Annotated in this window: 12 protein-coding genes; 5 read left to right on the forward strand and 7 right to left on the reverse strand. The window is 69.8% G+C overall.

Annotated elements, in window-relative coordinates:
- Positions 1–336: 336 nt before the first annotated feature.
- Positions 337–2,178 (forward strand): dihydroxy-acid dehydratase, encoded by a 1,842-nt coding sequence (gene ilvD, locus ACWESM_RS03085; RefSeq protein WP_364429234.1) that lies wholly within the window; start codon positions 337–339, stop codon positions 2,176–2,178.
- Positions 2,179–2,388: 210 nt separating this feature from the next.
- On the opposite strand, the gene ACWESM_RS03090 is transcribed toward ilvD, so the two are convergent.
- Positions 2,389–3,270 (reverse strand): DoxX family protein, encoded by an 882-nt coding sequence (locus tag ACWESM_RS03090; protein WP_452490875.1) that lies wholly within the window; start codon positions 3,268–3,270, stop codon positions 2,389–2,391.
- A 119-nt stretch (positions 3,271–3,389) separates the two neighbouring features.
- Here ACWESM_RS03090 and ACWESM_RS03095 point away from each other — a divergent pair, with 119 nt between their 5' ends.
- The gene (locus ACWESM_RS03095; RefSeq protein ID WP_356961177.1) at positions 3,390–4,496 is read left to right on the forward strand and encodes a PQQ-dependent sugar dehydrogenase; all 1,107 of its coding nucleotides are present in this window, start codon (positions 3,390–3,392) and stop codon (positions 4,494–4,496) included.
- A gap of 491 nt (positions 4,497–4,987) precedes the next feature.
- Here the strand turns inward: ACWESM_RS03095 and ACWESM_RS03100 are convergent, their stop codons facing one another.
- Positions 4,988–5,875: a LysR substrate-binding domain-containing protein gene (locus ACWESM_RS03100; RefSeq protein WP_364429239.1), complete on the reverse strand. Its 888-nt coding sequence runs from the start codon at positions 5,873–5,875 to the stop codon at positions 4,988–4,990.
- A 79-nt stretch (positions 5,876–5,954) separates the two neighbouring features.
- On the opposite strand from ACWESM_RS03100, the gene ACWESM_RS03105 reads away from it, so the two are divergent.
- From ACWESM_RS03105 to ACWESM_RS03115, 3 genes are read left to right on the forward strand one after another with little or no spacing between them, the layout of a single operon-like run.
- Positions 5,955–6,896 carry an EamA family transporter gene (locus ACWESM_RS03105; RefSeq protein WP_452490876.1) on the forward strand — a complete coding sequence of 314 codons (942 nt, stop codon included), beginning with the start codon at positions 5,955–5,957 and terminating at the stop codon, positions 6,894–6,896.
- Complete coding sequence (locus ACWESM_RS03110; RefSeq protein ID WP_452490877.1) at positions 6,893–7,552, forward strand: NAD(P)-dependent oxidoreductase; 660 nt, start codon at positions 6,893–6,895, stop codon at positions 7,550–7,552. Before ACWESM_RS03105 ends, ACWESM_RS03110 begins: the two co-directional genes overlap by 4 nt.
- 55 nt (positions 7,553–7,607) lie before the next feature.
- Positions 7,608–8,549, forward strand: coding sequence for an SMP-30/gluconolactonase/LRE family protein (locus ACWESM_RS03115; RefSeq protein ID WP_364429245.1), 942 nt, complete (start codon positions 7,608–7,610; stop codon positions 8,547–8,549).
- Here the strand turns inward: ACWESM_RS03115 and gatB are convergent.
- The 5 genes from gatB to ACWESM_RS03140 form a co-directional block, all read right to left on the reverse strand.
- Entirely contained in the window at positions 8,546–10,051 is a 1,506-nt protein-coding gene (gatB, locus tag ACWESM_RS03120; protein ID WP_355078825.1) for an Asp-tRNA(Asn)/Glu-tRNA(Gln) amidotransferase subunit GatB, read from the reverse strand. The two genes, ACWESM_RS03115 and gatB, sit on opposite strands and share 4 nt — an antisense overlap.
- A gap of 64 nt (positions 10,052–10,115) precedes the next feature.
- The gene (locus tag ACWESM_RS03125; protein WP_364429249.1) at positions 10,116–11,492 is read right to left on the reverse strand and encodes an alpha/beta hydrolase family protein; all 1,377 of its coding nucleotides are present in this window, start codon (positions 11,490–11,492) and stop codon (positions 10,116–10,118) included.
- Positions 11,493–11,529: 37 nt separating this feature from the next.
- Positions 11,530–11,973, reverse strand: coding sequence for a hypothetical protein (locus tag ACWESM_RS03130; RefSeq protein WP_355078823.1), 444 nt, complete (start codon positions 11,971–11,973; stop codon positions 11,530–11,532).
- A 68-nt stretch (positions 11,974–12,041) separates the two neighbouring features.
- Entirely contained in the window at positions 12,042–12,218 is a 177-nt protein-coding gene (locus ACWESM_RS03135; protein ID WP_355078822.1) for a hypothetical protein, read from the reverse strand.
- A gap of 11 nt (positions 12,219–12,229) precedes the next feature.
- Positions 12,230–13,264 (reverse strand): ATP-dependent 6-phosphofructokinase, encoded by a 1,035-nt coding sequence (locus tag ACWESM_RS03140; RefSeq protein ID WP_355078821.1) that lies wholly within the window; start codon positions 13,262–13,264, stop codon positions 12,230–12,232.
- Positions 13,265–13,327 lie beyond the last annotated feature (63 nt).

Consider the following 13,327-nt stretch of genomic DNA (forward strand, 5'->3'; position numbering starts at 1 on the left):
CGAGTTCGGTCACACCGACCGACGCTCCAGTTGCCCGGCTCGAGCCCCATCGCGCCGAAGCGGAACATTCGCCGCCGTTGGGAGGTTGCGGTCGAGTGATGGGATGATTTCCCCGGAGCACTGATCCTCCTCGTCCCCACCCCGACGTTCCGGTACCTCCGGCGTCACCGTCGTCGCCCGCGACACCACGCACCGGCGACACACCCGACCCGGCCGACCGCGATGAGACGCCACACCACCCAGCAGGTGGGCACGCCCACCGGGAGTAACGTGGTGCTCCGCCGAGCACGCTCTGCGCCGTCGCACGTCAGCCCCCGCGACCCGAGGACCATCGAAATGCCACCGCTTCGTTCACGAACCACGACCATCGGCCGCAATGCCGCAGGCGCACGCGCACTCTGGCGCGCCACCGGCATGACCGACACCGACTTCGGCAAGCCGATCGTCGCCATCGCGAACTCCTACACCCAGTTCGTCCCCGGCCATGTGCATCTGAAGAACGTCGGCGAGATCGTGGCCGACGCGGTGCGCGCCGCCGGTGGCGTGCCGCGCGAATTCCACACCATCGCCGTCGACGACGGCATCGCCATGGGTCACGGCGGCATGCTCTACTCGCTGCCCTCGCGCGAGATCATCGCCGACTCCGTCGAGTACATGGTCAACGCGCACACCGCCGACGCGCTGGTCTGCATCTCCAACTGCGACAAGATCACCCCGGGCATGCTCAATGCGGCCATGCGGCTGAACATTCCGGCGGTGTTCGTCTCCGGCGGGCCGATGGAAGCGGGCAAGGCCGTCGTCGTCGGCGGGGTCGCGCAGGCGCCGACCGACCTGATCACCGCGATCTCCGCGAGCGCGAATCAGGCGGTGTCGGAGGAGGGTCTGTCCGAGGTCGAGCGCTCCGCGTGCCCGACCTGCGGTTCCTGCTCCGGCATGTTCACCGCGAACTCGATGAACTGCCTCACCGAGGCACTGGGTCTGGCGCTGCCCGGCAACGGCTCCACCCTCGCGACGCACGCCGCGCGCCGGGCGCTGTTCGAGCGGGCGGGCACCGTGGTGGTGGACATCGCCAACCGCTGGTACCGCGAGGACGACGCGTCCGTGCTGCCGCGCAACGTCGCCGACGCCAAGGCGTTCCGCAACGCGATGGCGCTGGACGTGGCGATGGGCGGTTCGACCAACACCGTGCTGCACACGCTCGCCGCCGCGCGGGAAGGCGAGGTCGACTTCGATCTGCACACCATCGAGGAGATCAGCCGCCGGGTGCCCACGCTGTCGAAGGTGTCGCCCAACTCCGACTACCACATGGAGGACGTGCACCGCGCAGGCGGCATCCCCGCGATCCTCGGCGAGCTGCGCCGGGCGGGCCTGCTGGAGACCGACGTCACCACGGTGCACACCGCGAGCCTCGACGAATGGCTCGACACCTGGGACATCCGCTCGGGCAAGGCCTCTCAGGAAGCCATCGAACTCTTCCACGCCGCCCCGGGCGGGGTGCGCACCACCGAGCCGTTCTCCACCGACAACCGCTGGTCGTCGCTGGACACCGACGCCGAGGGCGGCTGCATCCGCGACCTCGAGCACGCCTACACCAAGGAAGGCGGCCTGGTCGTGCTGCGCGGCAACATCGCGCCCGACGGCGCGGTGCTCAAGACCGCGGGCATCGACGAGGAGTTGTTCTCCTTCCAGGGCCCCGCGGTGGTGGTGGACTCGCAGGAGGAGGCCGTGTCGGTCATCCTCGGCAAGAAGATCAAGCCGGGCGACGTGATCGTGGTCCGCTATGAAGGGCCAGCGGGCGGCCCCGGCATGCAGGAGATGCTGCACCCGACCGCCTTCCTGAAAGGCTCCGGCCTCGGCAAGGAGTGCGCGCTGATCACCGACGGCCGCTTCTCCGGCGGCACTTCGGGCCTGTCGATCGGGCACATCTCCCCCGAGGCGGCCAGCGGCGGTGTCATCGGCCTGATCGAGAACGGCGACCAGATCCGCATCGACGTGACCACCCGCACGCTCGAGGTCCTCGTCGACGATGCGGCGCTCGCCGAGCGCCGCGCGAAGATGGAAGCCTCCGAACGGCCCTGGCAACCGGTCAACCGCGATCGTCCGGTGACGACCGCGCTGCGGGCGTACGCCGCGATGGCGACCTCAGCCGACAAGGGCGCTGTCCGCCACGTGCCTTAGGCTCCCCCGCCTCTCGGGGTCTCGAGGCCGTACGAGTTCGGTGCGACAGGACCTGGTCTCAGGTCCTGCGTCAGGTGGGTCACGGTTTTTGGGCGTACCCGGCGAGTTACCCATGTCCATGCGAAATCAGTTGTCAGGGGCAGCCTCAGGTGGCGAACGACGGAGGCCCTTCATCCCGTTACGGGATGAAGGGCCTCTTGTTCGTACTGATCAGTCGAAGGGGCCGATGCCCGTCAGTGGGTTGCCGCCGTGCAGGTACCAGTACGCGCCGACCGCGGCCGCCACAGCGAGAAGCAGGATGACGAAGGAGCCGGAGGCGGGGCGGATGGCCCAGCCACGGTTGCGGTCGAAGGACAGGCGACCGGGGCCGGTCAGGATGATGACGGCCGAGACGCCCGCGAGGACGCTCTCGTATTCCACCGCTCCCGGACCGGCTTTGTACTGGAACCCGGGGGCCATGCCCTGCTTCCAGGCCCAGGCGTCCAGGATGACCGCGAGCACCGCACCGGCCGCCAGCGGAGTCAGCAGGCCGAGGATCAGCAGCGCACCGCCGCCGACCTCGCCCGCTGTCACCAGGAGTGCGGACACGCTCGGGTGGTCCCAGCCGCCGCGCTCCATCATGTCGCGGGTGCCGTCCAGGCCGGGGCCATGGAACCAGCCGGTCAGCTTCTGCAGGCCGTGGTAGAGGAAAGTGACGCCGACGACCAAGCGGAGCAGCAACAGTCCGAGATCGAGCGTGCCGCGGCGGACCTCGCCGTTGCGGCGACGTAGACGCGCGGTGTCGCTCGGCGGGGCCGGGGCGGGTGGGATGCTGGCGTAGTCGTAGGTGGGCGCCGCTGTCGCGCCCGCAGCGGTTCTGTTCGCGCCGGTGGTGGGGACCTCGGGCTCGAGCCCGAGTTCTTCCTCGGTGCGCGGGACGTCCTTGGACAGCTGCGGCCGCTGGGCCGGATCCACCCGCTCGAACTGCTCGGTCGGCGAATCGTACGGGCTGGTCACTCCCCGACCGGTGGACGACACCGCCGCCTGCTCGGCCGTGGAAGGAGCGGCGTTCCCGGCCTCGGATTCGGGCGTGTCTTTCGGCTTGTCGGTCACGGCCAATACCCTATGCCGCACCGCACCGGGGCGGGCAAGTACAGCGCGGCGTGTCAGTGCGCGCGCGACACCCCCACCCGGAAGGGCGCGGGCGACGGAATTTCCGTAACGTCTGGGCTATGAGTTTGGTTGTCGTGGGCCGCGTCGCGGCGAGCTTGGCGCTCGGCTCCGTCCTGCTGGTCGGCTGCGCCCGGTTCGACGATTCGGCGTCCAGTCCGTTCACTCCGGAACCGACCCTGCACGGAGCCAACATCGACCCGAAGAAACCGAGCCAGCCGCCCACCTCGACCACCCGGCCGAGCGGCCCGTGCATCGATCCCGACCCCGCGGTGGTGGCCACCTGCCTGGACACCACCGGCGGCTTGGTCGCGCTTCCCGACGGCGCGCTGGTCGCCGAGCGCAGAACCGGGCGGATCCTGAAGGTGGTGCCCGACCAGCCGCCGGTCGAGATCGCCCGCCTGGACGTGGACGGCTCCGGCGACGGCGGCCTCAGCGACATCGCGCTGTCCCCGACCTACAACGAAGACGGCCTGATGTACGCGTACATCACCACCGGCAGCGACAACCGGGTGGTCCGCATCGCCGAAGGCGGCTCGCCGAAGGACGTGCTCACCGGAATCCCGAAGGGCTCCAGCGGAAATCACGGCGCGATCGAATTCGCCTCGTCCGACCAGATGCTCGTGCTGACCGGCGACGCGGGCAATCCCGGCGCGGCCGCCTCGGCCGGCTCCCTCGCGGGCAAGCTGCTGCGCGTGAACTCCCCGGTGCCCGGCCGCACACTCACGCCGGAAGTCGCCGTCTCGGGCATCGGGACCGCCGGGGACGTGTGCCGGGACAGCAAGGACAGCATCTGGATCACCGACCGCACCGCCGCCGAGGACCGGCTGCAGCGACTCGGCGGCGATGGCGTGGTCACCACCATGTGGACCTGGCCGGATCGGCCCGGCGTCGCCGGGTGCGCCGCCGCCTCGGACGGTGTCGCGATCTCGATGACCCGCGCGAAGGCCCTCGCCATCGCCGCCGCCGACCCCACCACCCACGCGGTCACCGCGACGCCGACGCTGACCGCGCAGGACAAGTACGGGCAACTCGGCGGCGCGGCGGTCGGCGCCGACGGAACCATCTGGGTGACCACGGTGAACAAGACCGACGGCCAGCCGGGACCGTTCGACGACCGCGTCGTCCGCATCCCGCCCCCGCAGGCCGGAGGCGGCGGACCGGACTGAGTTGTCGGCCGCGACTTCGTCGCGGCGTGTTCGCGGCCCCCTCTTGGCTCGCGTCCGAGCCGCGAACGGCGCATGCTCGGTCTCGCTTCGCTCGAAAGACGTGGTCGAGGTGCGCTGGGCGCGGACGGCGGTAACCGCGTGGCCTCAGGCTCCGCCTCGGCAAGGTGTGCTGGGTCCGCGCTGCGGTAACCGTGCGATCTGAGGCTTTGCCTCGGCAAGGTGGGCGGTGGCTGCGGCTCACTCTTTCCGCACGAACGAACAGCCGCCCCCAACTGAGCCGAGCGCGCAACGGCATGCGCGCCGATCTCGCTGTCGGAACCGGCGCCGACCGCCCTCGGAAGCGACGGACGGACCCAGGTTTTCGCTCGTGCCACTCGACACCGACACATCCGGCAGAGTCCGATCAGGTCAGGGGGGGCGAAGAAGGTCAGGATGTCACTCCACAGCATCTCTCCCGGTGCGGCGCTCGGGCCGAAATGAGGCGAGATTCTTCAGGAGTCGTCCGAGGTCTGCGCGGCGATGCCGAGAACGGTGAGGAACGCGGTGGCCGCCGGTGTGCGGCTGCGGCTCCAGATGACGTATTCGACTCGGGCGGGGGCGTCGGTGACCTCGATGGTGGTCACGCCCTCTAGTTGGGGCACGTAAGTGGACGGGAGCATGGCGATGGCGAGGCCGGGGCGGACGAGTCGGGCGATGTAGTCCGCGCTGGTCACTTCGAAAGCGACGTCGCGGTCCAGACCGGCGGCAGTGAAGGCTTGGTCGGACTGGAGACGTCCGGCGGTCCCGGCCGGGAGATCCACGAAGACCTCGGCGGACAGCGTGCGCAGGTCGATCGACCGCTCTCCGGCGAGCGGATGGTCCAGCGCGACGACGGCTACGTGCCGGTCGCGGGCGAGTTCGTGCGCGACCACGCCTCGGGGTCGTGCCGTCGTCGGCAATCCGAGGAATGCGACATCGATGGCTCCTTGCTCGACCTTCTCCACCAGCTCCTCGCTCGCACCCACGCGCAGGCTGATGCGCACGTGCGGGTGGCGGCGGCGGAAATCGCGCAGCGCCTCCGGGATGTCCACCGCGGCGACGGTGGGGATCAGCCCGACGGCGAGCCGCCCGCGCACCTCGCCGACCGCCGCGGCCACCTCGGCGGCGGCGCGCTCGGCGGCGTCGAGGCACTGCCGGGCGGCGGGGAGGAACGCCGCGCCGGCCGGTGTGAGGCGCACCCGGCGGCTGGTGCGCTCGAAGAGTCGCGCGCCCAATTCCCGTTCCAGACGTGCGATCTGATGGCTGAGGGCGGACTGCACGACGAGGCATCGTTCGGCGGCCCGGGTGAAGCTGTTCGTCTCGGCCACGGCGATGACGTAGCGCATCTGCTGGAGCTCCATGGATTGATCTTTGAACACGATTGATGAATTGACAAACATGTGTTGGACTCATTGATCACTTCCGCGCGAGACTGCGAAGGTGAAAAGTCCAGCAACACAGGCGGTTTTCGGCGGAACTGCGCCACTGGGAACCCTGCCGCGCACCGTCCTGACGGCGCTCGCTCCCGCGTCATGGGGCACCACCTATGTCGTCACCACCGAGCTGCTCCCACCGGGACACCCGCTGTTCGCCGGTCTCCTGCGGGCCTTGCCTGCGGGTCTGATCGCGCTGGCGATCACGCGGACGCTGCCGCGCGGAGCCTGGTGGGGCAAAGCCGCGGTGCTGGGTGTGCTCAACATCGGGCTGCTGTTCCCGATGCTGTTCCTCGCCGCCGAACGCTTGCCGGGCGGCGTGGCCGCGACCTTGGCGGCGGCCCAGCCGCTCGTCGTGGCCGTCTTGGCCGTGGTGATCTTGGGCGAAAGCCCCTCCGCTTGGCGCCTGGTCTGGGGAGCGATAGGCCTTGTCGGCGTCGGCTTGGTGGTGATCGGGCCGGACGCGGCCTTGGACCTCATCGGGGTTGTCGCCGGTCTTGCCGCCGCGGCTTCCATGGCGCTCGGCCTGACCCTCACGAAGAAGTGGGGGCGGCCTGCCGAGGCCGGTCCCACGGCGTTCGCGGGCTGGCAACTCACCGCCGGTGGGCTGTTCCTGCTGCCTCTCACGTTCTTCGTCGAAGGGCCGCCTCCCGCGATCGACCCGCCCGCCGTTCTCGGATACCTATGGCTGGGGCTGGTCGGGGGTCTGCTCGCGTATGTCCTGTGGTTCCGCGGCATCGGCTCCTTGCCCGTCACCTCCGTCGCGGTTCTGGTTCTGCTCTCGCCGCTGGTCGCGGCGGTTCTCGGCGCCGTTCTGCTCGGCCAGACACTAGGCCCGGTCCAACTCGCGGGGTTCGGGCTCGCGCTCGCCGCGATCGTCGCGGGACAGCTTCCCGCGCCCACCCGCTTCTCCGCTCCTCTCGCAGCACCCGAAGGGATATCGAAATGAAGATCGCCGTTGTCGGAGCCGCAGGCATGGTCGGCTCGTGCGTCGTCGACGAGGCCGCCGGCCGCGGCCACGAGATCGTCGCCGTCTTCCGGACAGGGCCGCGGATCGCCCTGCCGCCCATGGTGACCGTTGTCGAGGGCGACGCGAACGACAGGGTCCGGATGAGCGAATTGTTCGACGGCGCCGACGCTATCGTGGCCGCGACCCGTGCGGCCGCTGGGCAGGAACACACCGTCACGACGACTACAACAGCCCTGCTCGACGCGGCCGCGGCCACCGGGACGCGCATCCTCGTCGTCGGCGGCGCCGCGCCGCTACGGGTTCCGGGACACCCCGAGCAGCTGGTACTCGACAGTCCGGAATACGTACCGGCGTCGATCCGCACCATCGCCGCCGCGAGCGTCGCGCAATGGGAGACCTGCCGGGCGCATCCGGCCGACTCGGTCTATCTCAGCCCACCCGCCCTCCTCGAACCCGGACAACGCACCGGGAAGTACCGGCGGGGCACCACGACGCTCATCACCAGCGCTGACGGCACGTCCCGGATCTCGGCGGAAGACCTTGCCGTAGCCGTCCTGGACGAGCTCGAAAATCCCTGCGGGAATGGTCATTTCACGGTCGGTTACGGAGACGTCGAAACGCTCGGCACTCCCTGAACGTCTCGGCCCGATGCCGCAGGCCCCGCGACCACCGAAACAGAGGAGCAATGAGATGAAGCGAGTCCTGGCGATCTCGGCCGCGCTCGGCTGTCTCGGCGTCGCGGCGTCGGCGCCCGGGGACCGGACGGCGGCATACCCTCCGGTCCTCGCCGCCGGGATCGACCTGCCCGCCGGGTTCCAGCCGGAAGGCATCGCCATCGGTTCACGGCCGGTGGCCTACTTCGGTTCGCGAGTCGACGGCTCCATCTACCGCGCCGACCTGGTGACCGGGCGAGGCGAGATCCTGAGCCAGGGGCCGGGGACGCCCGCGCTCGGACTCCAGGTCGACCACCACGGTCGGCTGTTCGTCGCCGGTGGCACCGGAGGCGACGCACGCGTCGTGGACACCGGCACGGGCGCGGTATTGGCGAGCTACCCCCTCGGCATCTCGCCGGACACGTTCGTCAACGATGTCGTGCTCACGCCCACGGGCGCGTGGTTCACCGACTCGCGCACGCCCGTGCTCTACCATCTGCCCGTCGGTGACCAGGACGCTCTGCCCTCACCCACGGCGGTGGTGCGACGCCCGTTGACCGGCGACATCCGCTACGAGCCCGGAGCGATCAACGCCAACGGGATCGTGCGCACACCCGACGGCACCGGCTTGATCATCATGCAGTCGGTGACCGGCCGGTTGTTCCGCGTCGACCCGGCGACGGGCACGACGCGGCGGATCGACCTCGGCGCCGAGACGCTGCCCAACGGGGACGGACTGCTGCTGCGCGGCGACACACTTCTGGTCGTGCAGAACCGGTCCAACACGATCGCGGTGGTCGCGCTCGACCACGCGGGCATTACAGGATCGGTCGTAGGACGCGTCACGGACCCGCGCTTCGACGTACCGACCACCGTCGCGGCGTACGAGGAGCGGCTCTACCTGCCGAACGCGCGCTACACCACGCCACCGACCCCGACCACGTCATACAGCGCGGTCGGGGTCGACCGCCGAACCTAGCTGCAGGCAGCCAGGACCAGTTCGCGGACGCGCGCCGCGTCGGCCTGACCGCGGGTCGCCTTCATGACGTCGCCGACGATCTTGCCCGCGGCCTGCACCTTGCCGGAGCGGATCTTGTCGGCGATGTCGGGATTCGCGGCCAGGGCCTTCTCCACCTCCGACTGCAAGGCGCTGTCGTCGCTGACCATGCCGAGGCCCTTGGCCTCGACGATCTGCGCCGGGTCGCCCTCGCCTGCCAGCACGTGGTCGACGACCTGCTTGGCCACCTTGTTGTTGATCGTCTTCGCGTCGACCAGCTTGATCACCTCGGCGACCTGGGCCGGGCTGATCGGCAGCTCCTCCAGCGCGACCTCGCGCTCCTTGGCCTTCTCGGTGAGGTAGGCGACCCACCAGGAGCGCGCCTCGTTGGCCGGTGCGCCCGCGTCGACGGTGGCGATGATCAGGTCCAGCGCGCCCGCGTTGACCAGGTCGCGCATCACCTCGTCGGACAGGCCCCAGTCGGACTGGATGCGCGCGCGGCGCAGCCAGGGGTACTCGGGGATCGTGCCGCGCAACTGCTCGACCCACTCCGCCGCGGGCGCGACGGGCTCGAGGTCCGGCTCGGGGAAGTAGCGGTAGTCCTCGGCGGTCTCCTTGCGGCGACCGGGCGAAGTGGTGCCGTCGGCCTCGTGGAAGTGCCTGGTCTCCTGGACTATCGTGCCGCCGCCCGCGAGCACAGCGGCCTGCCTGCGCATCTCGAAGCGCACCGCGACCTCGACGCTGCGCAGCGAGTTGACGTTCTTGGTCTCCGTGCGGGTGCCGAATTCCGTTGCGCCGATGGGCATCAGGGAGACGTTCGCGTCGCAGCGCAGCGAACCCTGCTCCATCTTCACGTCGGACACCCCGAGCGACTTCAGCAGATCCCGCAGCGCTGTCACGTACGCCCGCGCCACCTCGGGGGCGCGCTCCCCCGCGCCGGTGATCGGCTTGGTGACGATCTCGATCAGCGGCACCCCCGCCCGGTTGTAATCGAGCAGGGAGTGGCTCGCGCCGTGGATGCGGCCGGTCGCACCGCCGATGTGCACCGACTTGCCGGTGTCCTCCTCCATGTGCGCGCGCTCGATGTCGACACGGAAGATGCTGCCGTCGTCGAGCACCACGTCCAGGTGCCCGTTCGTGGCGATCGGCTCGTCGTACTGGCTGATCTGGTAGTTCTTCGGCTGATCGGGGTAGAAGTAGTTCTTCCGCGCGAACCGGCCCCACGGCGTGATCGAGCAGTTCAGCGCCAGCCCGATCCGGATGGCCGATTCGACGGCCTTCTGGTTGACCACCGGGAGCGAACCGGGCAAGCCGAGGCACACGGGGCACACCTGGGTGTTCGGCTCGGCGCCGAACTCGGTCGGGCAACCGCAGAACATCTTCGTCGCGGTGTTCAGCTCGACGTGGACCTCCATGCCGAGCACCGGCTCGAACCGGGCGATGACATCCGAGTAATCCATCAGGTCGACCGTGGGTGCGCTCATGGCCATCAGTTTAGGTAAGCGCTCCCGTCGCAGCGCAGCGGCTCTCGCGTCCCGCGGCGCGGTGTTACTTCACCGGGACCCGCTGCCGCAGCCAGCCGGTGACGTAGTCGAGCACCTCGGGAGAAATGGTCGTTTCGATGGCGCCGTACTCGCGGGGAAGGCCGGTCTCGGTGTGCTGCATCAGGTGGTTGAGACCCGGGAAGACGTGAACGGTCGCATCGGGATCGGCGGCGAGGTGGTCGCGCATCGGCTGCTCGCTCTGCGCCGGGGGCACCTGGAGATCCTTCCCGCCGAAGAACGCGAACACCGGAATCCGCAGGGCGGAGAGCGCGGGCGCCGGATCGTAGGCGACCAGGGCGGCCAGATACGGGGTGATCTGCGCGGCCGCCTGATCGTCGGGCACGCGCTGGTCGGCGGGCAGGGCCTGGTTCTGCCGAACGGCCAGTTGTCTCGCTCCGTCGAGGTCGCCCGCCTTCAGCAGGGCGGACAGTTCGGCCATGTCCCGGACCTGGGTCTCCACCTGGTCGGGAGGTGTTCCGTTCGCGGTGGCGAGCAAGCGGGTCTGTTCGACGAGCACGTCCGAGCCAGGGACGCCGGGTCCGGCCATCAGGACGGCGAACGCGACGCCGCTGTCGGGGCGCGCGGCGACCAGCGGCGCAAGGTAGCCGCCCTCGCTGTGGCCGAAGAGCCCGACCCGCGCCGGGTCGATCTCGGAGCGGGCCCGCAAGAAGCGGACGCCCGCGGCGGCGTCCTCGGCCAGGTCGGTGTAGTTCGCGTCGTCCAGCTTGCCGCCGGTGCCACCGACGCCTCGGTCGTCGGTGCGCAGCACGGCGTAGCCCGCGCGGGTGAAGGTGTCGGCCAGCAGCAGGAACGGCTTGTGCCCCATCAGTTCCTCGTCGCGGTTCTGGGCGCCGCTTCCGGTGATCATGAGGATGGCCGGGAACGGGCCAGGGCCCTGCGGTTCGGTCAACGTGCCCGCGATAGTGATGCCGCCGTTGCCGTAGGTGACATCCTCGGTCTTGTACGGGAACGGTGGCTTCGGTTCCTGCGGATGGGCCGGCGGTACGACCTTGCCCCGGCTCAGCGCCAGCGGGAATTTCTGCCCCGCCTGGGTGAGATCTCCGGTGATCCGGTCGGTTCCGGACTCGTACTTGCCGTGGAACACCGGATCGCCAGGGACGTCGGGGACCGCGAAAGACACGCCGTTGCGGTCGGTGCTGACGTCTTTGAGTTGCACGCCGCTCATGCCCTGCGCCGGGATGTCGACGGTGGCCGTGCCGTCGTCGTGGAAACTCACGCCGACCTGCACCGGCTGGCCGGGGACCTCGACGGCGCCGTGCCAGTCACCCGTGGTCGGCTCGGGCGGATTCGACTCCGAGCACCCGGCCGCCACTGCCGTGATCACCAACAGTGCCAACGCGATCAGTCGCCCACTGCGCATGCGACTCACAGTACCGACGACGCGGGCCGGCCCCGGCCTATTCGCCGCGCGCGTACCGCACGGCCGCGGCGATCTCCGCCATGTCGAGTCGCGGACTCGGATCCCGTTCCTGCACCTCGCGGAACTCCAGCAACGCGTCCTCGACGGTGCTGCGCCGCGCCAGCCGCACCAGTTCGCGACGCGCATACTCCCCCAGCGGAACACCCGCGGAGCGAGCGCGGCGACCCAGAACGTCGAGCGCCTCGATCGAAAGGTCGTACCGCCGTACCAGAGCCACCGCGTCATCATCTATTTGCGGGGCCAGGTCGCGTCCTTCGGACTCCAAGAACTCGACGACCGCGTCGTCCGCCGTGCGTCGACCGGCCAGCGCGACCAGCTCGCGCCCGATGTACCGCGACAGCGGCAACCCGGCCGCGCGCGCTCGGCGGCGCAGGACGTCGACGGCGGTATCCGGCAGATCGTGCACAGGGAGTTCGGCCATACCGGCCAGCGTATCCGGACATATGCACATCCGCGTCGAAGCGACCGGCGCGGTCGCCCCGGAGACGATCACCACGCCTCGAGGCCCTCATCGAGCCGATCTCGGCCGAACATCGCGTCCACCTGATCACGTTCCTCAGCGCTGCTACCGGCGCGGGGTAGCCGGGCAAGCCGTCGCTTCAGTTCGACGGTATGGATCCCCGACAGCGGCGGTAACCACAGCTCACCGCTGAGTTCATCTGCCATATGCGACGCCCTTAACCGAAGAACGCCTCCGCCTCGCGGTAGCGCTCCGAAGGCACCCGCTTGAGCTGCTTTGTGGCCTCCGACAGCGGGACCAGGTCGATGGTGGTGCCGTGCAACGCGACCATCTGGCCGAACTTGCCCGCGTGCACCGCCTCGGCGGCGTGCAGGCCGAAGCGCGTGGCCAGCACCCGGTCGTAGGGCGTGGGGCTGCCGCCGCGCTGCACGTGACCGAGCACGGTGGTGCGGACCTCTTTGCCGATGCGCCGCTCGATCTCCACGCCGAGCTGCTGGGCGACGCCGGTGAACCGCTCGTGGCCGAACTCGTCGATGCCGCCCTCGCGCAAGGTGAACCCGGAGTCCGGCGCGGGGTGCGATCCCTCGGCGACGACGCAGATGAAGTGCTTGTCACCGCGCTGGAAACGCCGCTTGATCATGGCGCACACCTCGTCGACCTCGAAGGGGACCTCCGGCACGAGCGTCAGATGGGCGCCCGCCGCCATGCCGGCGCCGACCGCGATCCAGCCCGCGTGGCGGCCCATCACCTCGATGAGCATGACGCGCTGGTGCGATTCGGCGGTGGTGTGCAGCCGGTCGATCGCCTCGGTGGCGATGTTCAAGGCGGTGTCGTGGCCGAAAGTGACGTCGGTGCAATCGATGTCGTTGTCGATGGTCTTCGGGACGCCGACCACCGGTACGCCTTCGTCGGACAACCAGCTCGCGGCGGTGAGCGTGCCCTCGCCGCCGATCGGGATCAGGGCTTCGATGCCGTTGTCGTCCAGGGTCTGCTTGATCCGGCCGAGGCCCGCGCGCAGCACGTCGGGGTTGGTGCGGGCGGTGCCGAGGATGGTGCCGCCCTTGGTGAGGATCCGGTCGGTGCGGTCGTCGTTGCGGATCTGGATCTTTCGGTCCTCCAATAGGCCGCGCCAACCGTCCTCGAAGCCGACGATCGCGTCTCCGTAACGGCCGTTCGCGGTGCGAACGACGGCGCGGATGACCGCGTTCAGTCCTGGGCAGTCTCCGCCTCCGGTCAGAACTCCGATGCGCATGGCCGCTATCTTGCCCCCCATGTCCGATCTCGGCAGCCCCGCCCCCGTGAACGTCGCGTAACA

The organism is Nocardia sp. NPDC003999, from assembly GCF_053604885.1.